At 69.2% G+C, this 25998-nt stretch carries 24 protein-coding genes; 2 read left to right on the top strand and 22 right to left on the bottom strand.

Annotated elements, in window-relative coordinates; genetic code table 11:
• Positions 1 to 108: 108 nt before the first annotated feature.
• The 18 genes from ACZYX4_RS04295 to ffh form a co-directional block, all read right to left on the bottom strand.
• A complete protein-coding gene (locus ACZYX4_RS04295) occupies positions 109 to 1035 on the bottom strand; it encodes a tyrosine recombinase XerC (RefSeq protein WP_463873942.1) in 927 nt (308 codons plus the stop codon).
• 113 nt (positions 1036 to 1148) lie between these two features.
• The gene (gene dprA, locus ACZYX4_RS04290) at positions 1149 to 2339 is read right to left on the bottom strand and encodes a DNA-processing protein DprA (protein ID WP_463873940.1); all 1191 of its coding nucleotides are present in this window, start codon (positions 2337 to 2339) and stop codon (positions 1149 to 1151) included.
• 73 nt (positions 2340 to 2412) lie between these two features.
• The gene (locus tag ACZYX4_RS04285) at positions 2413 to 3960 is read right to left on the bottom strand and encodes a YifB family Mg chelatase-like AAA ATPase (RefSeq protein ID WP_463873939.1); all 1548 of its coding nucleotides are present in this window, start codon (positions 3958 to 3960) and stop codon (positions 2413 to 2415) included.
• Positions 3961 to 4317 carry a YraN family protein gene (locus ACZYX4_RS04280; RefSeq protein ID WP_463873938.1) on the bottom strand — a complete coding sequence of 119 codons (357 nt, stop codon included), beginning with the start codon at positions 4315 to 4317 and terminating at the stop codon, positions 3961 to 3963.
• Between the two features lie 483 nt (positions 4318 to 4800).
• On the bottom strand, positions 4801 to 5127 hold the full coding sequence (locus ACZYX4_RS04275) for a DUF2469 domain-containing protein (protein WP_463873936.1): 327 nt from the start codon (positions 5125 to 5127) through the stop codon (positions 4801 to 4803).
• Between the two features lie 96 nt (positions 5128 to 5223).
• Entirely contained in the window at positions 5224 to 5895 is a 672-nt protein-coding gene (locus tag ACZYX4_RS04270) for a ribonuclease HII (protein ID WP_463873935.1), read from the bottom strand.
• An 11-nt stretch (positions 5896 to 5906) separates the two neighbouring features.
• A complete protein-coding gene (gene lepB / locus ACZYX4_RS04265) occupies positions 5907 to 6770 on the bottom strand; it encodes a signal peptidase I (RefSeq protein WP_463873934.1) in 864 nt (287 codons plus the stop codon).
• Positions 6771 to 7451 carry a signal peptidase I gene (lepB, locus tag ACZYX4_RS04260; RefSeq protein WP_463873933.1) on the bottom strand — a complete coding sequence of 227 codons (681 nt, stop codon included), beginning with the start codon at positions 7449 to 7451 and terminating at the stop codon, positions 6771 to 6773.
• Positions 7452 to 7567: 116 nt separating this feature from the next.
• Positions 7568 to 7927: a 50S ribosomal protein L19 gene (gene rplS, locus ACZYX4_RS04255; protein WP_463873931.1), complete on the bottom strand. Its 360-nt coding sequence runs from the start codon at positions 7925 to 7927 to the stop codon at positions 7568 to 7570.
• 229 nt (positions 7928 to 8156) lie between these two features.
• Positions 8157 to 8966 (bottom strand): tRNA (guanosine(37)-N1)-methyltransferase TrmD, encoded by an 810-nt coding sequence (trmD, locus tag ACZYX4_RS04250; protein ID WP_463873930.1) that lies wholly within the window; start codon positions 8964 to 8966, stop codon positions 8157 to 8159.
• Complete coding sequence (gene rimM / locus ACZYX4_RS04245; RefSeq protein WP_463873928.1) at positions 8967 to 9626, bottom strand: ribosome maturation factor RimM; 660 nt, start codon at positions 9624 to 9626, stop codon at positions 8967 to 8969.
• Between the two features lie 110 nt (positions 9627 to 9736).
• Positions 9737 to 9979, bottom strand: coding sequence for an RNA-binding protein (locus ACZYX4_RS04240; protein ID WP_224046810.1), 243 nt, complete (start codon positions 9977 to 9979; stop codon positions 9737 to 9739).
• A gap of 1 nt (position 9980) precedes the next feature.
• Positions 9981 to 10403, bottom strand: coding sequence for a 30S ribosomal protein S16 (gene rpsP / locus ACZYX4_RS04235; protein WP_463873927.1), 423 nt, complete (start codon positions 10401 to 10403; stop codon positions 9981 to 9983).
• A gap of 204 nt (positions 10404 to 10607) precedes the next feature.
• On the bottom strand, positions 10608 to 11045 hold the full coding sequence (locus ACZYX4_RS04230) for a hypothetical protein (RefSeq protein WP_463873925.1): 438 nt from the start codon (positions 11043 to 11045) through the stop codon (positions 10608 to 10610).
• A gap of 524 nt (positions 11046 to 11569) precedes the next feature.
• The gene (locus ACZYX4_RS04225) at positions 11570 to 12445 is read right to left on the bottom strand and encodes a VOC family protein (protein WP_463873924.1); all 876 of its coding nucleotides are present in this window, start codon (positions 12443 to 12445) and stop codon (positions 11570 to 11572) included.
• A 98-nt stretch (positions 12446 to 12543) separates the two neighbouring features.
• Complete coding sequence (locus ACZYX4_RS04220) at positions 12544 to 13626, bottom strand: amidohydrolase family protein (protein WP_463873923.1); 1083 nt, start codon at positions 13624 to 13626, stop codon at positions 12544 to 12546.
• 74 nt (positions 13627 to 13700) lie between these two features.
• The gene (locus tag ACZYX4_RS04215) at positions 13701 to 14450 is read right to left on the bottom strand and encodes an alpha/beta fold hydrolase (protein ID WP_463873922.1); all 750 of its coding nucleotides are present in this window, start codon (positions 14448 to 14450) and stop codon (positions 13701 to 13703) included.
• Positions 14451 to 14509: 59 nt separating this feature from the next.
• Positions 14510 to 16096, bottom strand: coding sequence for a signal recognition particle protein (gene ffh, locus ACZYX4_RS04210; RefSeq protein ID WP_463873920.1), 1587 nt, complete (start codon positions 16094 to 16096; stop codon positions 14510 to 14512).
• Positions 16097 to 16248: 152 nt separating this feature from the next.
• Here ffh and ACZYX4_RS04205 point away from each other — a divergent pair, with 152 nt between their 5' ends.
• Positions 16249 to 17637, top strand: a complete 1389-nt coding sequence (locus ACZYX4_RS04205) for a glucose-6-phosphate dehydrogenase (protein ID WP_463873919.1) — start codon at positions 16249 to 16251, stop codon at positions 17635 to 17637.
• Positions 17638 to 17733: 96 nt separating this feature from the next.
• Here the strand turns inward: ACZYX4_RS04205 and ACZYX4_RS04200 are convergent, their stop codons facing one another.
• Both ACZYX4_RS04200 and ACZYX4_RS04195 read right to left on the bottom strand, forming a co-directional pair.
• Entirely contained in the window at positions 17734 to 18072 is a 339-nt protein-coding gene (locus ACZYX4_RS04200; protein WP_463873918.1) for a P-II family nitrogen regulator, read from the bottom strand.
• Positions 18069 to 19433, bottom strand: a complete 1365-nt coding sequence (locus tag ACZYX4_RS04195; RefSeq protein WP_463873916.1) for an ammonium transporter — start codon at positions 19431 to 19433, stop codon at positions 18069 to 18071. The genes ACZYX4_RS04200 and ACZYX4_RS04195 overlap by 4 nt, the downstream gene beginning before the upstream one ends.
• 245 nt (positions 19434 to 19678) lie before the next feature.
• On the opposite strand from ACZYX4_RS04195, the gene ACZYX4_RS04190 reads away from it, so the two are divergent.
• Positions 19679 to 20926, top strand: coding sequence for an MFS transporter (locus tag ACZYX4_RS04190; RefSeq protein ID WP_463873915.1), 1248 nt, complete (start codon positions 19679 to 19681; stop codon positions 20924 to 20926).
• Between the two features lie 90 nt (positions 20927 to 21016).
• Here ACZYX4_RS04190 and ftsY read toward each other — a convergent pair whose 3' ends face one another.
• Positions 21017 to 22228, bottom strand: a complete 1212-nt coding sequence (gene ftsY, locus ACZYX4_RS04185; RefSeq protein WP_463873914.1) for a signal recognition particle-docking protein FtsY — start codon at positions 22226 to 22228, stop codon at positions 21017 to 21019.
• Between the two features lie 74 nt (positions 22229 to 22302).
• Positions 22303 to 25908: a chromosome segregation protein SMC gene (gene smc, locus ACZYX4_RS04180; RefSeq protein WP_463873912.1), complete on the bottom strand. Its 3606-nt coding sequence runs from the start codon at positions 25906 to 25908 to the stop codon at positions 22303 to 22305.
• Between the last annotated feature and the right edge of the window lie 90 nt (positions 25909 to 25998).

The following is a 25998-nucleotide window of genomic DNA, read 5'->3' as shown; positions in this document are numbered from 1 at the left end:
AGTGGAACGCTACCGGCAGCGAGGCCGACAACCCGCCATGCCCGCAACCAAAACCACGGCCACCCCCGACAATCAGTCAGGACCAACCGCGGATCGGTGGATCAAGGCTTAGGCCCGGGGATGGGCCTGCTGGTAGCTCTGGCGGAGCCTCTCGACGGAGACATGGGTGTAGATCTGGGTGGTGGCCAGGCTGCTGTGGCCCAGGATTTCCTGCACCGCCCGGAGGTCAGCCCCGCCGTCGAGCAGGTGGGTTGCGGCGGAATGCCGCAGGGCGTGCGGACCGGTGGCGGCGGTGTCCCCCAGGGCTTCCAGCAGATCGTGGACGACACTGCGGACCTGCCGCTGGTCCACGCGCCTGCCGCGGGCACCGAGGAAGAGTGCCGGGCCGGAGGTGTCTGCGGCGAGGGCGGGCCGGCCCCGGCGCAGCCAGTCGTCGACGGCGAGCGCAGCGGGCAGGCCGTAGGGCACGGTGCGTTCCTTGTTGCCCTTTCCGAGCACCCGCAGGGTCCTACGGTCGGGATCGAGGTCGTCCATGTCGAGGCCGGCCAGCTCGCCGACCCGGATCCCGGTGGCGTACAGCAGCTCAACCATGGCGCGGTCCCGCAGCGGCAGGGGACCGCCCTCGGCGGCCGCCGATTCCGCGCCTTCAACGAGCCGAAGAACCTGCTGCTGATGCAGCACTCCGGGCAGCGACTTTTCCCGCTTCGGCGCCTTCAGCCGCAGGGCGGGGTCCGTGTCGAGCAGTTCCTCCCGGATGGCCCAGGCGGTAAAAGCCCGGGCGGTGGCGGAGCGGCGGGCCAGCGTGGCGCGGGACATTCCGCCTTCGCTCTGCGCGCCGAGCCAGCGCCGCAGGGTGCCAAGTTCCAGCCCCGCGAGCTCTTCCACCCCTTCGGTGGCCGCGTACCCCAGGAGGCTTCCGACGTCGGAGAGGTAGGCGCGCACCGTGTGGGGCGATCGCCCGCGTTCCGCCTCCAGGTAGCGGCCGAAACCCTGGGCGGCCGCGGCCAGTGCGGCGGGGATCTGCGGTGTGGACACCCCCTTACTCTCGCAGGAATCGCCCGGCGATCAAGGAGCCCGGCGGCGAGCCGCGGGTCTGGTGCCGGCCCGGGACCTGCCGCCGTCGGCCACCGCCGGAAGCCGGCGGCCGGTCAGCCTGCCGTTCCGGAGCGTTTCCAGCCGCCGCGGTGCGATTCGGCCAGGCCCAGCAGCCCGAGCCGGCCCAGGCCGGCGCGGACGGAATCCGCGGAGAGTCCCGCGACGGTGGTGAGCTTTTCGACCGAGGTGGTGGCCCGCAATGGCAGGGCGTCCAGCAGGATCAGGTCCTCCAGGGTCAGCCCGTCCTGGACTGCCGTCCGGCCGGTCTTGACCTCGGGCAGCGATTCGCCGCTGGGCGAGGCGAGCTCCGCGATCTCCCCCGCGTCGGTGACGCAGACCGCCCCTCCTTCCCGGAGCAGCCGGTGGCAGCCCGCGGAGTTGGCGCTGTGCACTGACCCAGGCACTGCCCCGACGGCTCTGCCCAGCGTTTCCGCGTGATGCGCCGTGTTCAGCGCCCCCGATCTCCATCGTGCCTCCACGACGACCGTGACGGAGGCCAGGGCGGCGATGAGACGGTTGCGCTGCAGAAACCTGTACCGCGTCGGCGCGGAGCCCGGCGGGACTTCGGCCAGGACCGCGCCCTGGTTCGCAACCGTCCTGAGCAGGTCCTCGTTGCCGGACGGGTAGAAGCGGTCCACTCCCCCTGCCATCACGGCGATGGTGGGCATGTTGCCGGAGGAGTTGCCGGCGAGGGCTGCCCGGTGGGCGTGCGCATCGATTCCGTAGGCGCCGCCCGAGATGATCGTGAATCCCCGCTGTGCGAGCGAATACGCCAGGTCGCCAGTGACGGAGGCGCCATAGGAGGTGCTGTCCCTGGAACCAACCAGCGCAATGGATCTGGCGGGCGCAGGCAGCTCCTGCTCGATGCCGCGCCACCACAGGCAGATCGGTTCCTGGAGTCCGAGGTCCGCCAGCTGGCGGGGCCACGCGTCGTCCGAAGGGATGATCAGGCGACCGCCGAGCCGCTGCATCGTGGCGAGGTCCCGTGCCGGAGCCAGATCAGGGACCCTCGGTACCCAGCGCTGCCGGGCTGTCGCCAGGCCCGTCCAGCCGCTGCCCGTGCTGTTCTCGTCCAGCAGCTGGAAGATCTCCCGTTCCAGCTCAGCTCCGGCGGCCAGCTGACCGGTGGCGATCCTCAGCGCGTCCTGCGCCCCGGCAAGGCGGACGAGCGCGAGGGCGGCAGCGTCCTGCGGCTCAAACAGCCGGGAAAGCGCTGCCCGCGCGGTCCGTTCACTCTCTGTCATGGTGTTGTCCTTTCGCAGGCTGGCGGTAAGTGATGGCGCCCCACTCCTGCGGCGGCGTCGGCGGAATGTCCTGCTAGGCGGCGGCTGCTGCCTGCCGAAGACTGAGGGCCAGTCCAATATCGTCCGGCTCCGGGACGTCCCGCAGTCCCAGGTCGGCCAGGGTCCAGGCCAGGCGCAGCACCCGGTCGTAGCCGCGGGCGGTCAGCGCGCCGCGTTCCATGGCGTGGTCCAGGATGCGGGTGGTGGGGGCGCCGAGCCGCAGGACGCCCCGGAGGACGCGCCCCGGGACCTGGGCGTTGGTTTCCATGCCGAAGGGGAGAAGCCGCTCGAGCTGGCGCTGCCGTGCAGCGCGGACGCGGGCCGCAATGGTGGCGGTGTCCTCCTCGGCCCCTGGCAGTCCAAAGTCGGCGAGCGACACCCGCTCAACCTGCAGCTGGATGTCGACCCTGTCCAGCAGCGGGCCGGACAGGCGGGCCAGATACCGCCGTCGCATTGTCGGGGTGCAGATGCAGTCGACGCCTTTGCCCGTGGCCTTGCCACAGGGGCATGGGTTGGCCGCGAGCACGAGCTGGAACCGGGCAGGGTACGCCGCTGTTCCTGCCGCACGGTGCAGCACGAGCTCCCCACTCTCCAGCGGCTGCCGGAGCGCATCCAGGACCCTGCGCTCGTATTCCGGGGCCTCATCGAGGAACAGCACGCCGCGGTGGGCCCGGGATGCGGCGCCGGGCCTCGGCAACCCCGAGCCACCTCCGATGATCGCCGCGGAGGTGGCCGTATGATGCGGGTTCTCGTACGGGGGCCTGCGCACGAGTTGAAGCGAGGCTGAGGTCAGCGAGCAGAGCGAATGGATGGCGGTCACTTCCATGGCCTCTGCGTCACCGAGGTCCGGCAGGAGCCCGGGAAGCCGTTCCGCCAGCATCGTTTTTCCTGCGCCCGGAGGACCTGTCAGCAGCAGATGGTGGGCGCCGGCGGCGGCGACTTCCAGTGCCCGCCGGGCGTCCCCCTGCCCGGAGACGTCGCGCATGTCCGGCGGCGGAAAGGACAGCGCGTCGGCTCCGGCCCCGGGTTCGTCAGGGTCAGGGGCCGGGTCGACGTCGAGGGCCAGGTCCTGCGGATCGGCGCCGAAATCGAAGGCCAGGCGAGCCAGCGTGGAGTATCCCTGTATACGGGCACCGGGCACGAGCCCGGCCTCGGCAGCGTTTGCCTGGGCCACGACGACGTCGGCGTAGCCTGCCCGTACCGCGGCCATGACGGCGGGGAGAACGCCGCGGACCGGGCGCAGCCTGCCGTCCAGGCCCAGCTCGGCGATGAACACCGTCCGGCCGGTGGAGCGGACATCGTTGGAGGCCAGCAGTGCGGCCATGGCGATGGCAAGATCGAACCCGGAGCCGCGTTTGGGCAACGACGCCGGGATGAGGTTGGCTGTGATTTTCCGGCGGCTCAGGGGAATCCCGGAGTTCTGGGCGGCCGAACGGATCCGTTCCCTGGCCTCGTTGAGCGAAGCATCGGGAAGCCCCAGAATGACGAAGGCCGGGAGCGTCTGGCCGATGTCCGCCTCCACCTCGACGATGTAGCCGTTCAGGCCCACAAGGGCTACCGCGTAGGTCCGGCCGAGTGCCATCTACGCCACCCCTTTGAGGTGTTCCACGGCGGGTGCGCCGCCGCCGTCGTCGAGCACGGCGATCACGTCGACCCGGTGCAGCGGCATGCGGAGTTCATGGACACGGCACCATGCGGAGGCCAGCCGGTGGAGCCGGGCCAGCTTGTCCACGCCGACGGCTTCGAACGGATGCCCGTACGCGAGGGACTTGCGTGTCTTCACTTCGGCGATGACCAAGGTGTCGCCGTCGAGCGCGACTATGTCGATTTCACCCTCGGAACACCGCCAGTTGCGGTCCACGATCCGCATGCCCTGGGCTTTCAGGTAACCGGCCGCGAGTTCCTCCCCGCGCCGGCCCAGCACGTCTTTAGCTCTCATGAACCCAGCCTGCGCCGCGGTGAAGGCCTGGCACAGGCGCCGGGGGCGCTATGTGGAAAACTTCCGGCAAGAACCGGCCAATCAGACACCCGGCGTTCCGGGTCAGCGACACGGAACGCCACACATTGTCAGGGCAACGCCCCAGCCAACAGGCTTCGGCAGCCACCAGGGCATCCGGCGGACACCATCACCAGTTCAGGAGGACGAACATAACAACGAAGTCAGCTTGTGGGCCGTGGTGCGACGGGCACAATGACGCCGCTGGCGAGTGCCTGGCCCTGCGGTGCCTGGCCCTGCGGTGCCTGGACTCATACCGGGGGCAACACACATGGCCATCCGGAGATGGTGCTTCGCTTTCGGGACATCAGCAAGGACGCGGACTCGGCCACACTCAGCACGACAACACCCGGCCTCAGGCAACTGCACGCCAGCAGTGGTGAGTTTCTCCGGGAGCTCGAACAGCCGGCCGGCGGGTCAGCCGGGTCAGTTCCCGAGGTCCCCGGTCTTGGGCAGGGCGAGTTCCTCGCTGCGCGGGAGCTCTTCGACGTTGACGTCCTTGAAGGTGATCACGCGGACGCTTTTGACGAAGCGGGCGGAGCGGTAGACGTCCCAGACCCAGGCGTCCTGCAGCGTCAGGTCGAAGTAGACCTCGCCGTCGGCGCTGCGGGCCTGCAGGTCGACGTGGTTGGCCAGATAGAAGCGCCGTTCGGTCTCGACCACATAGCTGAACAGCCCGACAACGTCGCGGTACTCGCGGTAGAGCTGCAGCTCCATGTCGGTCTCATAGTTTTCCAGGTCCTCGGCACTCATGGTTCCATCTTGCACCATCCGGCGCACCCCGTGCGCCACAGTCCGTCCCGCGCCACCCCTGGCGCCGGTGCCGTCCGGGCGGGACGGGCGCGGACGTCAGTCCGCGAGCAGCTGCCAGCTCACGCGGTGGTACGGCGTGGTCCCGGCGGCGCGGAGCGCCTCCTTGTGCACGGCGGTGCCGTAGCCCTTGTTCACGTCCCACCCGAAGGCCGGGTATTCGTGGTGCAGCTCGCGCATCATGGAGTCGCGTTCGACCTTGGCCAGAATGGACGCCGCGGCGACGCTCAGGCACTGCATGTCCGCCTTGACCAGCGTGTGCACCGGCGCGTCGCAGCCGGGCTCCGCCGGGCCGTCGTCGAACAGGGACGGCTGGGCCGCGGGCGAAAGCCAGTTGTGGCTGCCGTCCAGCAGCACGACGTCCGGGATCACCCCGCCGGCCAGGACCGCGAGCCAGGCGCGGTTTCCGGCGAGCCGGAGCGCGGCGATAATGCCGAGGGCGTCGATCTCCTGCGCGGAGGCATGCCCGACGGCCGAGGCTACACTCCAGCTCCGGACGAGCGGAACCAGGCGTTCGCGGTCCGCCACTTTGAGCAGCTTGCTGTCCCGCACGTCGGCCAGCAGCGTCTGCGACTGGAGGTCCACCACGGCGATTCCCACGCTGACGGGCCCCGCGAGGGCGCCGCGGCCCACCTCGTCGACGCCGGCGACGAGCCGGGCGCCGGAGCTGCGGAAGCGCCGCTCGTAGTCGAGAGTGGGGGCCTCGGACATAACGTCAGCCGCTACTTTCCGGCCGGGTCGGGCACGTCACGGAAGACGTCCGGGTAGTTGTCGAGGGCGGTGATGCGGTTCAGCGGCCAGGCGATGACGGCGGCCTTGCCTTCGATGTCGGCGATGTCGACGAAGCCGCCGTTGCTGTCCGTGTGGGCGCGCGAATCGGCGGAATGGTTCCGGTTGTCACCCATGACCCAGACCTTCCCTTCGGGAACCACGATGTCGAAGTCGCGGGCCTGGGGCGCTTCGGCGGGGTTGATGTAGGGCTCCTCCAGGGGGGTGCCGTTGACCGTGAGCCTGCCGCCGGCGTCGCAGCAGGCCACGCGGTCCCCGGGCAGGCCCACGACGCGCTTGACGAGGTGCTGCTGGGAGGTGTCCGGGAGCAGGCCAATGAACGCCAGCCCGCCCTGCACCCAGGTGAAGGGGCCCGTTTCCTTCTCCGCCGTGGGAACCAGCCAGCCCTGGGTGTCCCTGAACACGACGACGTCGCCGTGCTCCAGGGCGAACGGTTCCGGGACCAGGAGGTTCACGAAGATGCGGTCGTTCACGTCCAGGGTGTTGACCATGGACTCCGAGGGGATGTAGAAGGCCCGGAACAGGAAGGTTTTGATCAGGAAGGACAGCACGATGGCGACCAGCACCACGGTGGCCACTTCCTTCGCCCAGAGGAACAGCGGGCTGTGGCGCTCCCGGGACTTCGCCCGGCGCGCTTGCTTCGACCGGGTTTCCGCGTGGGCCCCACTGCCTGTGGACCCATGCTCCGCGCGGCCGTCCGGCACGGCAGGGTGCCCTGCGGCGGGGACGGCTGAGGAGGCGGCCCGGGGCTGGTCCTGCCCCTGCGGATCTGGAGTCCGGGGTCCGGTCTCGGGCATCTACTGTCCGTTCTTCGCTGTTGTTTTGGCGGCCTCCGCGGGCCGTCCTACTGCTGTAAATCTATCAATCGGCCAGATGATCTGGACGGGTCTGCCGATCACCCGGTCCAGCGGCACCATGCCTCCGCCGGGGGCTCCGAGAAGACTGCGGGAGTCGGCCGACAGGGAGCGGTGGTCCCCCATCAGCCAGAGCCGCCCGGCAGGCACGATCACGCTGAATTTCAGCTCGCTTGGGGAGTCACCCTCATAGAGATAGGGTTCCGCAGCTTGCTGGCCGTTGACTGTGAGCCTGCCGCCGGCGTCGCAGCAGACCACGTGGTCACCGGGGAGCCCGATGACGCGCTTGATGTAGGCCGTGTCGGCGCCGGAGAGGCCGGCCCAGTGCCCGACGCCGCTCAGAAAGTCCAGGACCGGGCCGTTGCCGCTGTCCAGCGGGGCGAAGGAGCCGCGGCCGTCGAAGACGACAATGTCGCTGCGGCCCACCGGCTCGGCGCGGAAGTCCGTGCGCGAGACGAGGATCCTGTCGCCCTCGCGGAACATCGGCTCCATCGAGGCGGAGGGGATGTAGTAGACATCGAGCCACAAGGAGCGGACCAGGCCGCTGATGAGCACAGCCAGCACCACGGCCAGCAACACAAAACGCCAGCCGAGTTTCCTGGGCTGGCGTTTTGTGTGTTCCATGATCCGTATCCTCTAACGCTTTTCTCAACTGAACAGCGCTGTTGCGGATGCTCCGGCGCTGGCCGGACACGGTCCGTGGACCCGCGGTGGAAGCCTGCGGTTGAAGTCGGAAAGGACTACTTCTTGGTCTGGAAGTCGCGCTTTTCCTTGATCTTCGCAGCCTTGCCGCGCAGATCGCGCATGTAGTAGAGCTTGGCACGGCGCACGTCACCCTTGGAGACGAGCTCGATCTTCTCGATGATCGGGGAGTGCACCGGGAAGGTACGCTCCACGCCAACACCGAAGGAGACCTTGCGGATGGTGAAGGTTTCGCGCAGGCCGTCGCCGTGGCGGCCCAGGACGAAGCCCTGGAAGACCTGGACGCGGGAGTTCTTGCCTTCGATGATGTTCACGTGAACCTTGAGGGTGTCACCCGCGCGGAAGACGGGAACATCGGTGCGCAGCGAGGCTGCGTCTACTGAATCGAGGATATGCATTGATTCACTCCTGGTGAACGCCACAGGTCCTTCACGTGGGGTCACGGCGGCCAAGCCCGGGCGAAACTGCAACCCGGAAATTCCCGCCGAAAATTTGTGAATCCGGCTCCGCCAGGAATTGACGGGACCGGGGTGCCGCGCTGTTGGTGACGCTCCCCCTGTGGCAGGTTCGCACCCAGCAGGCACAAGGACTAATTTTGCCACATCAGGGGCCGTCCAGCCAATCCGGTCAGGCAGAACCCCCGCCGGCGTCCGCGCGGCGCTCGAGATGGCCGTCGACGATGTCGTAGCCGAGGTCCGCGAAGGCCGTGCGGTCCGCGCGGGGCAGCTTGGCGGCGTCGAAGTGCTCCAGCAGGTCCGGGCGGCGTTCAGCGGTGCGCCGGTACTGCTCGTGCCGGCGCCACTGGGCGACCTTGCCGTGGTTGCCGCTAAGCAGTACCGCGGGGACCTCGCGGTCCCGCCAGCTCGAGGGCTTGGTGTAGACGGGGTACTCCAGCAGCCCGTCCGAGTGCGACTCTTCCACGAGAGACTCAGGGTTGCCCACGACGCCGGGCAGCAGGCGCCCGATGGCCTCCACCATCGCCAGCACGGCCACTTCGCCGCCGTTGAGGACGTAGTCGCCCAGGCTCATGGGCCGCACGGTGAAATGCCCGGCCGCCCATTCCATGACGCGCTCATCGATGCCCTCGTAGCGCCCGCAGGCGAATACCAGCCGCTCTTCCCCGGCGAGTTCGTGGGCGGTGGCCTGGGTGAACCGCTCCCCCGCCGGTGACGGCACAATCAGGACCGGCCCGGCCCCGTCGCCGGGGCGGTCCGCCGCGACGGCGGCCAGGGCCTGGGCCCAGGGCTCGGGTTTCATGACCATGCCGGCGCCGCCGCCGTACGGGGTGTCATCGACGGTCCGATGGCGGTCCGTGGTGAAGGCCCTGAGATCGTGGACGTTGAGCTCCAGCAGACCGTCCTGGCGCGCCTTGCCAATCAGCGACAGTTCCAGCGGCGCCAGGTACTCGGGGAAGATGCTGACGACGTCGACCCTCATTTAGGCCTTGTCCCCGGTGTCGGCGCGGCCTTCGTCGCCCGCACTGTCTTCGTCGCTGGCACGGTCTTCGGCGCCAGCTGCAGCGGACGCCGGCGTGTCGCCGGACGGCATATCCGCAGCCAGCGTATCCCCGGACTTGGCCTCGTCCTCGACATTGACCTCGAAGAGTCCCGGCGGCGGGGTGAGCAGGATGTAGCCTTCCCCCACGTTGACCTCGGGGACGATCTGCTCGACGAAGGGGATCAGGACTTCCCCGCCGTCCGTGGCGGTGACGACCAGCAGGTCCTGGACCGGGAGGGTGCGGAGGCCGGAGACCTTGCCGACCACCTGGTCACCGACGCGGACCTCCAGGCCCTCGAGCTCGTGCTCGTACCAGCCCTCGTCGTCGTCCTCGGCGTCGAGTTCCGCTGTTTCGATGAACAGCTTGGCTCCGCGGACCGTCTCCGCCTCGTTGCGGGTCTCGATCTCCTCGAAGGCGAGCAGCAGGATGTCCTTGTTCCAGCGGGCGCTGAGGATGGTGAGCGGGCCCGCCGACGCCGGCTCCACCACGAACTGGGTGCCCGGAACGAAACGGTCCCCGGGCGCGTCGGTGAGCACCTGGACGGTCACTTCGCCGCGGATGCCGTGGGGCTTGCCGATTCGTGCCACCTGAAGCTGCATCTGTTCCTCTGTTCGGGGTTGGTGTGTGGGGGGTGCGGGGGAAAACAGTCCGGCCCCTCCACCATTATCTGGTGAAGGGGCCGGACTCAAGACAAGTGTTGCTGGAAGCGTTACCGGCGGCGGTCGGTGTCGACGACGTCGACCCTGACCGGCTCGCCATCCGCCAGTGCTGCCACCACAGTGCGCAAAGCGCGTGCGGTGCGGCCCTGGCGGCCGATCACCCGTCCGAGGTCGTCCTGATGAACGCGCACTTCGAGGGTGTCCCCGCGGCGGTTGTTCTTCGCACTGACCTTGACATCGTCAGGACTGTCAACGATCCCGCGGACGAGGTGTTCGAGCGCTTCTGCCAGCAATTTACTTGGCCTCGGTGGTCTCTGCTTCGGCGTCGGCGGGAGCCTCGGCTGCATCGTCCTTCTTGGCCTTCTTGGTGATGGCTTCCGGGATGATCACGGAACCCTTTTCCGGGGTTACGAAGGGAGCCTTGGGAGCCTTGGTCTTCAAGGTGCCCTCCTGGCCCGGGAGACCCTTGAACTTCTGCCAGTCACCGGTGATCTTGAGGATCGCGGCAACCTGCTCGGACGGCTGTGCGCCGACGCCGAGCCAGTACTGGGCACGGTCCGTGTCGACCTCGATGTACGAGGGCTCTTCGGTCGGGTGGTACTTGCCGATCTCTTCGATGGCACGGCCGTCACGCTTGGAGCGTGCGTCCATGACGACGATGCGGTAGTACGGTGCGCGCATCTTGCCAAAGCGCTTAAGGCGAATCTTTACGGCCACTGTTGTGGTCACTCCTGTTTCTGAAACGGGGTCGAGCCCGGCGTTCTGCACCCGTGGGGCGGGCCATACTAGGGGGTTCTAAAAGGACAAGATCCGGACGCGGAGAGAGGGGCCACGCAGATCAAGTACCTGTTTATTGTGCCAGATCAGCGGCAGGAATTCGACTTGACACCCGCAACCGGTCCATTTCGGGGCCGAAGTGGGTCAGGACGTCCAGACGTAGAGGCCGGATTTGCTGGCGGGATCGACCTCGGCGGCCAGATCGGCGAGCTGCCGGACGAAGCGTGCGGCCTGCTCCGCCCCGAAGGGCATGTCCTCTTCGGCGGCCCAGCTTTCGGCGACGTCCTCCAGGACGTTACCCTCGCCCTCGGTCTCATAGCTGAGCAGCTCGGCGAGGGCCCGGACCATCGCCGGCGGCACCCCGAGCAGTGAGTCGCTGGCGACGTCCACCATGGCGAGCTCGTAGTCGGCGCCGGAGGCGTGGACGGCAATGCCTGCCAGGTCGCCCAGGCGCTCGACTTCGAAGTCGGTGATGTCCGTCATCCGGACGGCCCCGGAGGCCGCGGCGGCCCCGCCGTCGAGGGCGGCAGCACGCTTGAGGGCTTCATCGTGGGTGGAAACAAAGACTTCGGTGAATCCCATGGGGCTCGTCCTTAGCTGTCCGGCGGCGCTGGGCCGCTGTTTTTCTGGCGTCACTTCAGCCTAACCGCTCCGGCCCGGCGGGCACTCAGGCTGGACATGCCCTCCCCTGACTGTGACGGGTGGACAGGAAGCCACCATGTCCATCCTTGGCCGGCACCGGCGGACATGCCCCGCGGTCCTGTCAGCGGGGAATGGACATGTCCCCCGCCCTCCCCGTCGCGCCCGTCCCGCCCTCCCCGTCGCGCCCTGCCCGCCTCGCCCCGCCCGCCCCGCCCCGCCGCGGTGGACATGCTCTCCCCGGACCCGCACCAATGGACATACAGCCTCAATGTCCATTCGCTGTCCCCTGCGCTGGACATGTCCCTGGGGCTGGACAGCAGCGGTACGGGGGACCGCCGGGTGAAATAACACGGGCGGGGCAAGAACCCCAGGCCCTGAATGCGGGCAGTTGCGCCTCACGCGGGCTCCACCGGCAGGAGGCGGAACGCGGCGAACCGGGTGCCGGCGCCTGGAGCATCGGGCACTCAGCGAACGGCGACGCGGATGCGGTTGCGCCACGGGTCCTCGAAGCGCAGTTCGGCGCCGGTGTGGTGGGACGGGACCCCGGCGGTCCTAAGACGGTCGGCGAGGGCCCCGACGTCGTCCCCTGCCGGCACCTCGATCAGCACCTCGCCGAGGCCCAGGGTGTCCCGGCGCGGGCCGGCGCCACGGCTGTTCCAGACGTTCATGGCCATGTGGTGGTGGTAGCCGCCGGCCGAGACGAACAGGGCCTGTCCGTGCCAGCCCGCCGTCTTGTCGAACCCGAGTGTTCCAACGTAGAAATCCTGCGCGGACTGGACGTCGCCGACCTGCAGGTGGACGTGCCCGACGCCGGCCCGGGCCTCCCGCTGCCCGGCCACGGATTCCCCGGTGAGGTGCTGCTCGAGGTAGCGCTGCGGCGGCAGGGCCAGGCTGTCCATCACCACGTTTGTGCCCTCCCAGGACCAGGCGTCGCGCGGACGGTCCCAGTAGAGCTCGATGCCGTTGCCCTCCGGATCGGTGAAGTAGAAGGCTTCGCTGACGAGGTGGTCCGCGCTGCCGCTGAAGGACTGCGGCTCGTACCGGGCCGCGCTGGCAACCGTGGCGGCGAGGGACGGCTGGTCCTCGAACAGCAGGGCCGTGTGGAAGAGTCCGGCCTCGCCGCGGGACGGGACGCTGAGCCCGGGCGCCGGCGCGAGGTGCACCAGCGGCTTCTGCCGGCGGCCGAGGTAGAGTCCGCCGTCCTGCTCGGCCACGACGCCAAGGCCCAGGGCGCGCTGGTAGTAGTCCGTCATGAGCTTCATGTTGCCGACCTTGAGCATCACGGTGCCCATGGTGAGGTCGGCGGGAAGAAGATCCTGGGTGCTGGTTTCTGCAGTCATGTGATCGCTCCGGTGCTTCAGTGGCCACCGACCGTCGGTGACTCTCACAGGGTCAACTTACTTGAAGCTTCAATTATTCCTTATGGGCCGGGGTGGTACTAGCGGACCGGTTCCCCGCGCAGCACGATGTTCCGGAGGTCCTGCAGGACGGCCAGGTCGGAGCGGGGGTCCGCGGCGCAGACCAGGACGTCGGCGCTGGCACCGCTGGTGATCCCGTCCGCCCCCAGCCAGTTCCGGGCGGCCCAGGCCCCGGCGTCGAGGGCCGCCGGGGCGGGGAGCCCGGCGGCATGCAGCGCCTGGAGTTCGTCGACGATGCGACCGTGTTTGATCACGCTGCCGGCGTCCGTCCCGGCGTAGATCGTGACGCCGGCCTCGAAGGCTGCCAGGACACGCTCTGCCCGGCGCTCCCAGAGGGACCGCATGTGCGCTGCATACCGCGGGAACCTGGCCTGGGCCTGCGCGGCAATCTCCGGGAACGTGGCGATGTTGATGAGCGTGGGGACGATCGGCACGCCCTGTTCGAGGAAACGCGGCAGGTGTCGAGGCAGCAGGCCCGTGGCGTGTTCGATGCAGTCGATCCCGGCGTCGAGCATGTCATCGAGCGTGTCCTCGGCGAAGCAGTGTGCCGTCACGCGGGCGCCTTCGTCGTGGGCGGCCGCGACGGCGTCTTTCAGCGTCCCGGCAGGGAAGCTCGCAGCGAGGCCGCCGGCGCCGCGGTCGATCCAGTCCCCGACGAGCTTGACCCAGCCGTCGCCGGCGCGGGCCTGCTGGCGCACGGCCTCGACCAGGCCCTCGGGTTCCACCTCGACGGCGAAGCCCCGGAGGTACCGCCTGGTCCTGGCGATGTGCCGGCCCGAGCGGATGATGCGGGGCATGTCGGCGCGCTGGGCGAGCCGGCGGGTGTCGTGGACGGCGCCGGCGTCACGGACGAGCAGCGTTCCGGCGTCGCGGTCGGTCCGGGCCTGCCCCTCCGCCACCGCGGCCGGGACATCCCCGCCGGGGCCGAGGCCGATGTGGCAGTGCGCGTCGACCAGCCCGGGGATGACCCAGCCGTCCAGCACGAGGTCCGGGGCGGCGGCCGGACGGTCGAAGGTCAGCAGGCCGTCCACCGACCAGAGCCCGCGGCGTTCCGTGTCGGGGCCGGTGAGGATGGTGCCGCTGAACTCGATGATGCGGGTCATGGCTTCAAGCCTAAGCCGCAGAGCGGCCCCGGACGGCCGGGCGCCCGGTGCCGGGGCAACCGGTGCTAGGACGCCTAGGACGCCCTGGAGTGCTGCTGCCGGCCGACGCCGGCGATGAACGCCCGGATGACCCGGTTCCCCTCGGCTGAATCCTGGGGCCGGTGCCCTCCCGGCGCGGTGCGGTGCACGGCACCGGTCTCCCGCAGGTAGCCGGCGATCTCTTCATAGAGCGGTTCCCAGCCGCCGGTCAGGACCAGGGTGGGGACGCCGGGGACAATCTGCAGCGGGGCTTCCCAGGGCGGAACCTGCAGGCGCAGGCGGCGCGCCTCGCGCTGGTCTTCCGGGCCGGGGGCGCCCAAAGTCGCCTGGGCCGGGGTGTGCGCGGCGGACACCCGGCGGACGAATTCGCGGTGGAAATCCTCATCGCTGAGGTGGTGGCGGACCTCGAAGAGCGGCTGCATCAGGGCGCGGTGCGCCGCCGTCGCCGGCAGCTCCGCGGTGAGTGAGAGGCAGGCCGGTTCCACCAGGGTCAGCGAGTGCACCAGGTCCGGCCGTTCGACGGCGGCCATCATCGCGGAGATGGCCCCCTGCGAGTGGGCGACGACGTGGCCTCCGGCCTCCCCGCGGCCGTCCTCGGCCAGCGCACGAAGGACGATGGCGGCGTCGGCGGCGAAGTCCGTTTCCAGCGGTTCGGCGGCGGGGTCATACCCATGGCGGCGCAGGAACAGCGCGTCGTAGTCCAGCGCCATTCCGTGCTGTTTCGGCCACGCGGCAGCGCCGAAGCTGCCCGCCCCGTGGACGAAGACTACGCGCTGCTTGTACATGGTCTAACCCTATGACACCGGCCCGGCAACGGGCCCGCGACATCTCGGCCGGCAGGGCCCTATTTACCGCCGCCGAGGAACTTGTCGAAGCCCTTGGGCAGGTTCAGCTGGGAGGGATCGAAGTCCCCGCCCTGCTGGCCGAACGAGGCGCCGGTCGGGAGGGCCTTGGCGCCCTCGGCCCGGCGGGCCTGGGCATCCTTGAGCTCCTGGGCGGCCTTGGCCGGGTTGCCGGAGCGGGCCTTCTTCTTGGGTGCGCTCTTGGCGCCCTTGCGGGCCCCTCCGCCGCCCATGCCGGGCATCCCGGGCATGCCGGGCATCCCGCCGCCGGCAGCCATCTTCTTCATCATCTTCTGGGCCTGGGCGAAGCGCTCCAGCAGGCCGTTGACCTCGGAGACATGAACACCGGAGCCGCGGGCAATCCGGGCCCGGCGGGAACCGTTGATGATTTTCGGGGCGACGCGTTCATGCGGCGTCATGGACCGCACGATCGCCTCGACGCGGTCGATTTCACGCTCGTCGAACTGCTCGAGCTGTTGCCGGATGTTCTGCGCCCCGGGCATCATCATGAGCATTTTCTTCATCGAACCCATGTTGCGGATCTGCTGCATCTGGGCGAGGAAGTCCTCCAGGGTGAAGTCTTCCTGGTCGGCGAACTTCTGCGCCATCCGGGCAGCTTCGTCCTTGTCCCAGGACTTCTCCGCCTGCTCAATCAGGGTGAGCACGTCACCGAGGTCGAGGATGCGCGAGGCCATGCGGTCCGGGTGGAAGAGCTCGAAGTCGTCCAGGCCTTCGCCGGTGGACGCGAACATCACGGGCTTGCCGGTGACCGAGGAGATGGAGAGCGCGGCGCCGCCGCGGGCATCGCCGTCGAGCTTGGAGAGCACGATGCCGGTGAAGTTCACGCCCTCGTCGAAGGCCATGGCCGTGTTGACGGCGTCCTGGCCGATCATCGCGTCGACCACGAACAGCACTTCGTTCGGAACGATGGCGCGGCGGATCTGGCGCGCCTGTTCCATCATCTCCGCGTCCACGCCGGTCCGGCCGGCGGTGTCAACGATCACGACGTCGTGCAGGGTGCGGCGGGCTTCCTCAACGCCGGCCCGGGCGACCGAGACCGGGTCGCCGGCCGGGTGGTCCAGTTCGGTGGAGGTGGCTCCCGGGTGCGGGGCGAAGACGGGCACGCCGGCTCGCTTGCCGACCACCTGGAGCTGGGTCACGGCATTGGGACGCTGCAGGTCGCAGGCCACCAGGAGGGGGCTGTGGCCCTGCGCCTTGAGGTACTTGGACAGCTTGCCGGCCAGGGTGGTCTTGCCGGCGCCCTGGAGGCCGGCAAGCATGATGATGGTGGGCCCGGTCTTTGCGAGGCGGATCCGGCGGGTCTCGCCGCCGAGGATCTCGACGAGCTCCTCGTTGACGATCTTCACGATCTGCTGGCCGGGGTTCAGGGCGGCCGAGACTTCGGCGCCGAGGGCGCGCTCGCGCACCCGGCCGGTGAATTCGCGGACCACGGGCACGGCAACGTCGGCGTCCAGGAGGGCACGCCGGATTTCGCGGACTGTGGCGTCAACGTCCGCCTCGGTCAGGCGGCCCTTGCCACGGAGATTCTTGAAGGTTGCTGTCAACCGGTCAGAGAGTGAATTGAACACGCGCCGTGCACTTCTTTCAGTGGATCTACAGATGGCGGCCGGTCCGGCACGCCAGCGTCGCGACTGATGTTCGCCGGAACGAACTGCCTCGACAACGGGACTCGACTATCTAGGGTACCAAGACGCGCCTTCAAGATGGCATGCTGACGTAGGTGACCAGCCAAACAACCGTAAAAACCCTGCTTATCCTCGGCGCCTCGGGCGACCTCACCGGCAGGCTCCTCCTGCCCGGGCTGGCCCGGATCGTGTCCCGGGGACGCGCCGACGGCCTGACCCTGGTGGGCGCCGGCTCGGATGACTGGGCCCCCGGGCAGTGGCTGGAGCGTGTCGAGGAATCCTTCGCCGACGCCAACTCCCAGGCGGGGGCCTCCGGCCGGCGGGAGCTGAAACGGATCCGCGACACCACCGGATACCACCGGCTCGACGTCACGGCCGACGGGGAGCTGGCCGGCCTGCTGGCCCGGCTGGAGGGCCCGGTGGCCATCTACTTCGCCCTGCCGCCGCGCGTCAGCCAGCTGGCCTGCGAGGCACTGTCCCCTGACCAGGTGCCGGCCGGGACCCGGCTGGTCATGGAGAAACCGTTCGGTTCCAGCGAGGAGTCCGCCCGGCACCTGAATAAAACCCTGTCGGCCCTGGTCCCGGAGGACCATATCCACCGGGTGGACCATTTCCTGGGCAAGGCGACGGTGCTGAACATCCTGGGGCTGCGCTTCGCCAACACCTTCCTGGAGCCGGTGTGGAACCGCGAGCACATCGCAAAGGTCGAGATTGTCTTTGACGAGGACCTCGCGCTGGAGGGACGCGCCCGTTATTACGACGGCGCCGGCGCCCTCCGCGACATGGTCCAGAGCCACCTCCTGCAGATCATGGCCCTGATGGCGCTCGAACCGCCGGCCTCGGTGGACGAGCGGGACCTCCGCGACGCCGTGGCCACGGTGCTGCGGGCCAGCAGCATCAAGGCGCCCTACGCCAGGAGCACCCGCCGCGCCCGGTACACGGCCGGAACCGTCGGCGGCCGGAAGGTCCCGGACTACGCCAGGGAGGACGGCGTCGACCCGGCCCGGGGCACCGAAACGCTCGCCGAGGTGGAAGTGCAGATAAACAACTGGCGCTGGCAGGGAGTGCCCTTCATCCTGCGCTCCGGAAAAGCCCTGGGCATCAAACGCAAGGAGGCCGTGGTGACCTTCCGCCCGGTGCCGCACCTGCCCAGGGGCTTCACCGGGGTGGACTCCCCCAACCAGCTGAGGATCGGCTTCGGTCCGGACACCCTGCAGTTCGACGTCGACGTGAACGGCCCCGGCGATGTGCTCAGCCTGGACCGTGCCACCCTCGAGGCCGAGCTCAGCGCATCCGAGCTGCTGCCGTACGGGGAGGTCCTGGAGGGTGTCCTGACCGGCGATCCGCTGCTCTCCGTCCGCGCCGACACCGCGGAAGACTGCTGGCGGATCCTGGAGCCCGTCCTCAGGGCCTGGGCCAGGGACAGCGCACCGCTGGAGGAATACGCCGCCGGGAGCGCCGGGCCCCAAGGCTGGTGGGCCTGAGCGCCGCCGCCGTCGTTCGAGTCGGTCAGACGCACAAAGCGGGCCGGGAACCCTTTCAGGTACCCGGCCCGCCTGGTTTTTCATGGAAACTGCCGGCTAGATAGCGGACGAGCCGCGTTCTCCGGTGCGGACCCGCACTGCTTCGAACACATCCATCGTCCAGACCTTGCCGTCACCGGCCCGGCCGGTGTTCGAGCTGGCGATGATGACATCGAGGATGTCGTCCGCCTGTTCGTCCGTGGCCAGGACCTCCACCCGGATCTTGGGCAGCAGGTCCACGTTGTACTCGGCGCCGCGGTACACCTCGGTGTAGCCCCGCTGCCGGCCGTAGCCGCTCGCCGCGCTGACGGTAAGGCCCTGCACTCCGTAGGCTTCAAGGCCCTCGCGGATGGTATCGAGCTTTTCGGGCCGGACGATTGCTGTGATCAGTTTCATGCCTCCACACTTTCCTTACCTGTTGCTGCGGCCTTCTTGCCGTTGGACGTCGCGGCCACCGTCCCGGCCGCCCCGGCTGCGCCCTGGGCCTTGCCGGTGATGAGTTCGTGCAGCGGGGTAAAGCTTCCACCGTGGCCGCCGACGCCGAATTCGTAAGCGGTTTCGGCGTGCAGGCTGAGGTCCACGCCCACGACTTCCTGCTCCTGGGAAACCCGGAACCCCATGGTCTTGTGGATGGCGAAGGCAATGATTGCGGTCATCACCGCCGAGTAGGCGATGGCGATACCGGCCGCTGCGAGCTGGGCCCACAGCTGGGTGAGTCCGCCGCCGTAGAACAGGCCGCCGCCGACACCGTCGGCCGGGAGGGCGATGAAGCCCAGGGCCACTGTGCCGATGATGCCGGAAACGAGGTGGACACCGACGACGTCAAGGGAGTCGTCAAAGCCCCAGCGGAACTTGAGGCCGACCGCCAGGGCGGAAGCCGCACCGGCGATCAGGCCGAGTCCCAGTGCGCCGATCGGACTGACGTTGGCGCAGGCCGGGGTGATGGCGACGAGGCCGGCCACCACACCGGAGGCGGCACCGAGCGAGGTCGGGTGACCGTCGCGGATCCGCTCCGTGATGAGCCAGCCGAGCATTGCCGCGGCGGGGGCTGCCAGGGTGTTGACCCAGATCAGGCCGCCCTGTTCTGCCGTCGTCGCTGCGCCGCCGTTGAAGCCGAACCAGCCGAACCACAGGATCGCAGCACCGAGCATGACGAACGGGATGTTGTGCGGGCGGTGGTTGGGGTCCTTGCCGAAGCCCTTGCGGTTGCCGATGATGAGCACGAGGATCAGCGCGGCAACACCGGCGTTGATGTGGACAACCGTGCCGCCGGCGAAGTCAATCGCCGGGCCAAGGGCCTGGCCGATTGCGCCTTCCGGGCCGAACAGCCCGCCGCCCCAGACCATGTAGGCCAGCGGGCAGTACACCAGGGTGACCCAGACCGGGACGAAAACGGACCAGGCGCCGAATTTGGCGCGGTCAGCGATCGCGCCGCTGATCAGGGCGACGGTGATGATGGCGAAGGTGGCCGCGTAGCCGACCTTGATGAGTCCGTCAGCCGTGTCGATGCCCTCCAGTCCGAAGGTGGCGAACGGGTTTCCAACGATCTGCAGAAAGCCCTCGCCGGAGCTCATCGAAGCGCCCCAGAGCACCCAGACCACACCGACCATGCCGATGGAGATGAAACTCATCATCATCATGTTCAGTGCGGCCTTGGCGCGCGTCATGCCGCCGTAGAAAAATGCGAGTCCTGGTGTCATGAACAGCACGAGCGCTGCTGCCACCATCAGCCATACGTGACCTGCGGTAAGTTCCATGGTGCACGTCCTCCCTTGCGTGGATGCGATCTAAAGATGGTGCGGAGTTCTCCGCGTGCCTCAACGCGGTTTGCGTTCTAAGAAGAGTTTGTCGGCGGCGTGTTTCGACGGCGGAGGATTTAGGTTTCCGGGTTGTTACAAGAACCTCCCGGAAGTAAATGGTGCAAATCCTTCTTGTTACGGTTATGTTTCACGCGTTTCACCATCGCCTCTCCCCCCGCCCGTACCGCCAGAAAGCCACCGCCATGAGTAAGACCCCCCGCCCCGAGGGATCCCCGCCGCAGGCCGGTACCCGGACCAGCGGCAAGGCGGTGCTGCCCCGGGACATCAAGGTGATGCTGGTGGCAGCCTTCCTCATCGCCCTCGGCTTCGGCCTCGTGGCGCCGGTCCTCCCCCAGTTCGCCACCACTTTCGACGTCGGTGCGACGGCGGCTGCCGTGATCGTGAGCATCTTCGCGTTCATGCGGCTGGTGTTCGCTCCCGCCGGAGGCGCGCTGATCGTGCGGCTCGGGGAACGGCCGGTCTACGTCGCCGGGCTGTTGATTGTTGCGGCGTCGACGGCGGCGTGTGCCTTCGCCCAGGATTACTGGCAACTGCTGATATTCCGCGGCCTCGGCGGCGCCGGCTCCGTGATGTTTACGGTGGCGTCGATGGCCCTGGTGGTCCGGCTGGCGCCCCCGGAGAGCCGCGGACGGGTCTCCGGGGCCTATGCCTCGGCGTTCCTCATCGGCAGCGTGGGCGGGCCGGTCGTGGGCGGGCTGCTGGCCGGCTTCGGACTGCGCGTGCCGTTCCTCGTCTACGCGGCCGCCCTGGTCCTGGCGGCCCTCGTGGTACAGACCCAGCTGAGCCATGTGCCGGCGGCCTCCCGCCCGGACGGGAGCGCTGCGCCGGCGATGGAACTGCGCGAGGCGCTGCGGGACAGCGCGTACCGGGCGGGGCTGTTCTCCAGCTTCGCCAACGGCTGGGCCACCTTCGGCGTGCGGATGGCCACGGTGCCGCTTTTCGCCGTCGCCGCCCTGAACGCGGGACCGGCTTCGGCGGGCTGGGCTCTGGCCATGTTCGCCGCGGCCAACGCGCTGGCACTGACATTCTCCGGCAAACTCGCGGACAGTCTGGGCCGGAAACCCATGATGGTCTCCGGACTGCTGGTGACCGGAACCGCAACGGCGGCCATCGGCTTCACGCACGATCTGCCCTGGTTCCTCGTGGCGACCGCCGTCGCCGGCATCGGTTCGGGGCTGCTCGGTCCCGCGCAGCAGGCAGCCATGGCCGATGTGATTGGCAACGAGCGCTCCGGCGGGCGGGTCCTGGCCGTCTTCCAGATGACCTCCGACAGCGGTGCGATCATCGGACCGGTCCTGGCCGGGCTCCTCGCCGACCGGCTGGGCTATGGCTGGGCTTTCGGCGTCACCGGCGGCGTCCTGGTCGCGGCCGCTGCGGGCTGGCTGCTGGCCCGGGAGACATTCCACCGGCCGGCGGCCCGCGCCGCCTGAGGACGCCCGGGTTAAATCCCACTGGCTCGCGGCCGCCGTCGCCAGCAGTGATGAAACGACAGCACCGGCGAGCCAGTGGGGCGGAGCAGGTTAGTTCAGGATGGCGTCGACGAAGCTCTCCGCGTCGAACGGGGCGAGGTCGTCCGCCCCTTCGCCGAGGCCGATCAGTTTGACCGGGACGCCGAGGGACTTCTGGATGGCCACCACGATGCCGCCCTTGGCCGTGCCGTCCAGCTTGGTCAGGACGATGCCGGTGACGTTCACAACCTCGGCGAAGACCCGGGCCTGGTTCAGGCCGTTCTGTCCCGTCGTGGCGTCCAGGACCAGGAGTACCTCGTCCACCTCGGCGAGCTTCTCAATGACACGCTTGACCTTGCCGAGCTCGTCCATCAGGCCGGTCTTGTTCTGCAGGCGCCCGGCGGTGTCGATCATCACGACGTCGACTTCCTGGTCGATGCCGGCTTTGACCGCTTCATAGGCGACCGATGCCGGGTCCGCACCGTCGACGTCGGACTTCACGGTGACGACGCCGACGCGCTGGCCCCAGGTGGCGAGCTGCTCGGCGGCGGCGGCGCGGAAGGTGTCCGCCGCGCCCAGCAGCACATCCTTGTCCTCGGCGACGAGCACGCGGGCGAGCTTGCCCACCGTGGTGGTCTTGCCGACGCCGTTGACGCCCACCACCAGCACGACGGCGGGTTTGTCGGCGTGGCGTTCGACCCGCAGGCTGCGGTCCATCGTCGGGTCCACCAGCTTGATGAGTTCCTCGCGCAGCAGTGCCTTGACCTGCTCCGGGGAGCGGGTGCCAAGGACCTTGACGCGTTCCCGGAGCGCGTCCACGAGCTGCATGGTCGGCTCGGTGCCGAGGTCGGCGAGCAGGAGGGTTTCCTCCACCTCGTCCCAGACGTTTTCGTCGATCTTGTCCGCGGACAACAGGGCCAGCAGGCCCTTGCCGAGGATGTTGTTGGACCTGACGAGGCGTTCGCGCAGGCGGATCAGGCGGCCGGCCACCGGCAACGGCGTTTCGACCGGAACGAGTTCGAGACCGGCCACGTCATCCGGGACTTCGACTGTAACCGGCCCCTCGAGGCCGGCGGACTCCGGTGCCTTGCGTTCGCGCGTCGGCGCCGGGCGGTCCTCAAGGAGTGTTCCGCCGCCGGCACGGGGCGCCACGGGATCGTTCTCGTCACGCTTTCCGGGGTAGTTGGTGATGTTCTTCCGGGTCTTCATCAGGACCGGAATGAGTGCACCGAGGACCACCAGGGCGGCGAGAATGGGCAGAAGAATGGAGAGGATGTCGTTCACTCCCCTAGCTTCTCACAATCAGGAAAGCCGGCGCGGAGCCCGGAAAACGCGCGCGGGCGCGCTCAGACTGCGCCTCAGGCCTGGGCGCCGAGACGCTGGCTGATGACGGTGGAGACGCCGTCGCCGCGCATGGTGACCCCGTACAGGGCGTCGGCAATTTCCATGGTGCGTTTCTGGTGCGTGATGATGATGAGCTGGCTGGATTCGCGCAGCTCCTCGAAAATGCTGATGAGCCGGCCCAGGTTGGTGTCGTCCAGGGCTGCTTCCACCTCGTCCATCACATAGAACGGTGAGGGCCGGGCCTTGAAGATCGCGACGAGCAGGGCAACGGCTGTCAGCGACCGTTCCCCGCCCGAGAGCAGCGAGAGCCGCTTGATCTTCTTGCCGGCCGGGCGCGCCTCGACCTCGATGCCGGTGGTGAGCATGTCCGAGGGGTCGGTGAGGACCAGCCGGCCCTCCCCGCCCGGGAACAGCCGGGCGAAGATCCGGACGAACTGCGCGGAGGTGTCCTCGAAGGCTTCGGCGAAGACCTTCTGGACGCGCTCGTCGACTTCCTTGATGATGTCCAGCAGGTCCTTGCGGCTGGATTTGAGGTCTTCGAGCTGCGTGCTGAGGAACTGGTGGCGTTCCTCGAGGGCTGCGAATTCCTCCAGCGCCAGGGGGTTGACCCGGCCCAGCGCAGAGAGGTCCCGTTCGGCCCGCTTGAGCCGTTTCTCCTGCTCCTCGCGGACGAAGGGTCTGCCGGCCACGATTTCCCGGCCGTCATCGTCCACCGGGGCGCGCAGGGCAGCCCATTTGTCCGCCGATTCCGCGGCGGGCACGGGAACAGGCTGGTCCGGGCCAAAATCGGCGACCAGCTGGCCGGCGGTCACCCCCAGCTCCTCGATGCTTCGCAGCTCCAGGGCTTCGATCCGGAGGCGCTGCTGGGTGCGGGCCAGTTCGTCGCGGTGGACGGAGTCGGTCAGTTCGGCCAGTTCGCGGGCGAGGGCATCATTGCTGCCGCGCAGGGCGGCCAGTTCGCTGTCCATCTGCTCCTTGCGTTCCTCGGCGCTGTCCCGTTCCCGGCGGGCGAGTTCCACGGAGGCATCGAGGAACCCGATCACCTGGGCGACGGCGGCGCAGACGGCGGCGGCGCGTTTGGCCTGGAGCCCGCGGCGGCGGGCCCGTTCGGCCGCTTCCTCGCGGGCGCGCCGCTCGGTGGCGGCGGCTCGTTCCAGCGATGACGCCCGGTTGCGGGTGGCCGAGAGCTGTTCCTCGGCGCTGCGCAGGCTGAGCCGGGCCTCCATTTCGGCGCTGCGGGCCAGCGACGCGGCCAGGGCGAGGGCATCCCGGTGTTCCGGGGAGGGTTCCTCCTCCGCCGGCGCTTCCCGGGCGGCGGCGAGCCGTGCCGCCACGGCTTCCAGCGCACCATGGTCGAGGACGATGTTGGCCTCGGCCTTGGCCAGGGAGGCGGCGAGCCGCTCGCTTTCACCGACGGCGCTGCGCAGCACCGAATTCAGGTGGCCCAGGCGTTCAGCGACGGCGGCCAGCCGGGCATCCGAATCGTGGAGTTTCTCCAGGGCAGCATCGGCACGGTCCTGCGCCGCGGCCCGCCGGGCCCGGGCGGCGGCGAGGGCGAAACGCTGGCGTTCCAGCCCGGCGGTCACCGCGGCCAGCCGGGAGGCGGCGTCGTCGACGGCGGCCTGCACTTCGATCAGCGAGGGCGCCTTCGCGGAGCCTCCGCTGACCGTCAGTGCGGTCAGGACGTCGCCGTCCCGGGTCACGGCGGTCAGTTCCGGGCGCGCCGCCACGAGTCCGGCGGCCGCGTCCAGGCCCTCGACGACGGCGATGCCGGCCAGCAGCCGGGACAGCGGCAGCCGGAAGGCAGCATCCCCGGTGCCGGATGCCGTGACGAGTTGCGAGGCCCACCGGGCGCCCGCGGGGAGCTCCCCGCCGGACGCGGGCCCGGCATCGGTTTCGGCGGCACCTGCGGCTGCCAGCAGCAGGGCGGCCCGTCCGGCGTCGTCGTCCTTCAGCCGCTGCACGGCGGTGGCCGCGGCCTCGCTGTCCTGCACCACAATGGCGTCGGAGGCGGCGCCCAGGGCCGCCGAAACGGCGGCTTCGAAACCGGGTACGACCGTGACCAGGGACGCCAGGGACCCGAGCACCCCGGGAATTCCTGAGCCAAGAACGTGGTCCGAGCCGTCCTTGCGGTTCAGTCCGAGCTGGAGGGCGTCGCGGCGGGCAAGGAGGGCACCGCGTTCCCGTTCACCCTCGCGTTCGGCCGCCTTGAGCCCGTCGATTTCGGCGGCGATGGCGTCGAGGGCGGAGCTGGCGTCCTCGTAGTCGGCGTCGAGGCTCTCCTCGCCGTCCTCAGCGCCGGCGACCTGGGTTTCGAGGGCGGTGAACTCGCTGTGCGCCTGCCTGCGGCGTTCCTCCCCTGCCGCGAGGGATTCACGGAGCCGGCCGAGTTCCGCCTGGGCGGACTCGACGCGGGAGCGCGCGGCGCCCACCTGCCCGGCAAGTTTGGCCAGGCCTTCGCGGCGGTCCGCGGCGGCGCGGAGCAGGGACGTGAGCCGCTTGTCCTCGGCGGCGGCGGCGTTTTCGGCGTCCTGTTTGGCGGCGGCGGCGGCGTCCAGGGCACCGCGGCGGTCCACGATCCCGCGTTCCAGCCCGGCTTGTTCCGCACGGACGCGGGCGGCCTGCCGGTCGAGCTGCTCCGGGTCCCGGCCGGAATTGGGAACGTTGTCGGAGGCCCCGAGCAGCCGGCGCCGTTCCTCGGCGAGGGAGCCCAGGGAGCGCAGCCGCTCGCGCCCGGCGGAGAGCTGGTACCAGGTCTCACGGGCGGCGTTGAGCTTCGGCGTGGCTTCGGCGGCGAGCTGTTCGAGGCCGGCCTGCCGCCGCCTGCCGAGCTCGAGTTCCTGCCCGACGACGCCGCGGCGGGCCTTGAGCGCGCTCTCGTCCGCAACGTCCCGGGCCAGCACCGACTGCAGCTGGACCAGGTCGTCAGCCAGGAGGCGGGAGCGGGCGTCGCGGACTTCGAACTGGACGCTCTGGGCACGCCTGGCGACCTCGGCCTGCTTGCCCAGCGGGGTGAGCTGCCGCCGGATTTCGCCGGTGAGGTCGCTGAGCCGTGCCAGATTGGCCTGCATGGCTTCGAGTTTGCGGACCGTCTTTTCCTTGCGGCGCCGGTGCTTGAGGATGCCGGCGGCTTCTTCGATAAAGCCGCGCCGGTCCTCCGGAGTGGCGTGGAGCACCTTGTCCAGCTGCCCCTGCCCCACGATCACGTGCATCTCCCGGCCCAGACCGGAGTCGGAGAGGAGCTCCTGGATGTCCAGGAGCCGGCAGCCGGCGCCGTTGATGGCGTATTCCGAACCGCCGGTGCGGAACAGCGTGCGGGAGATCGTGACTTCGCTGTAGTCGATCGGCAGGGCGCCGTCGCTGTTGTCGATGGTGAGCGAGACGTGGGCGCGCCCCAGCGGCGGGCGTCCGGACGTTCCCGCGAAGATCACGTCCTCCATCTTGCCGCCGCGAAGGGTCTTCGCGCCTTGCTCGCCCATCACCCAGGCCAGAGCGTCCACCACATTGGACTTGCCCGAGCCGTTGGGTCCGACGACGGCGGTGACGCCCGGTTCGAATTCGAAAGTCGTCGCCGAGGCAAAGGACTTAAATCCCCGGACGGTCAGGCTCTTGAGGTGCAAGGTGTTTCGGATCTCCTGCTCGGCGGACGCGGATGGTGGGGACAGCCGCGGATACCTACAATCTACTGCGGGGCAGGGACGTTTCCGCGC

Source organism: Pseudarthrobacter leeuwenhoeki, from assembly GCF_055412885.1.
The sequence above is the reverse complement of the archived record's forward strand: the minus strand, read 5'-3'. Positions and strand labels throughout refer to the sequence as shown.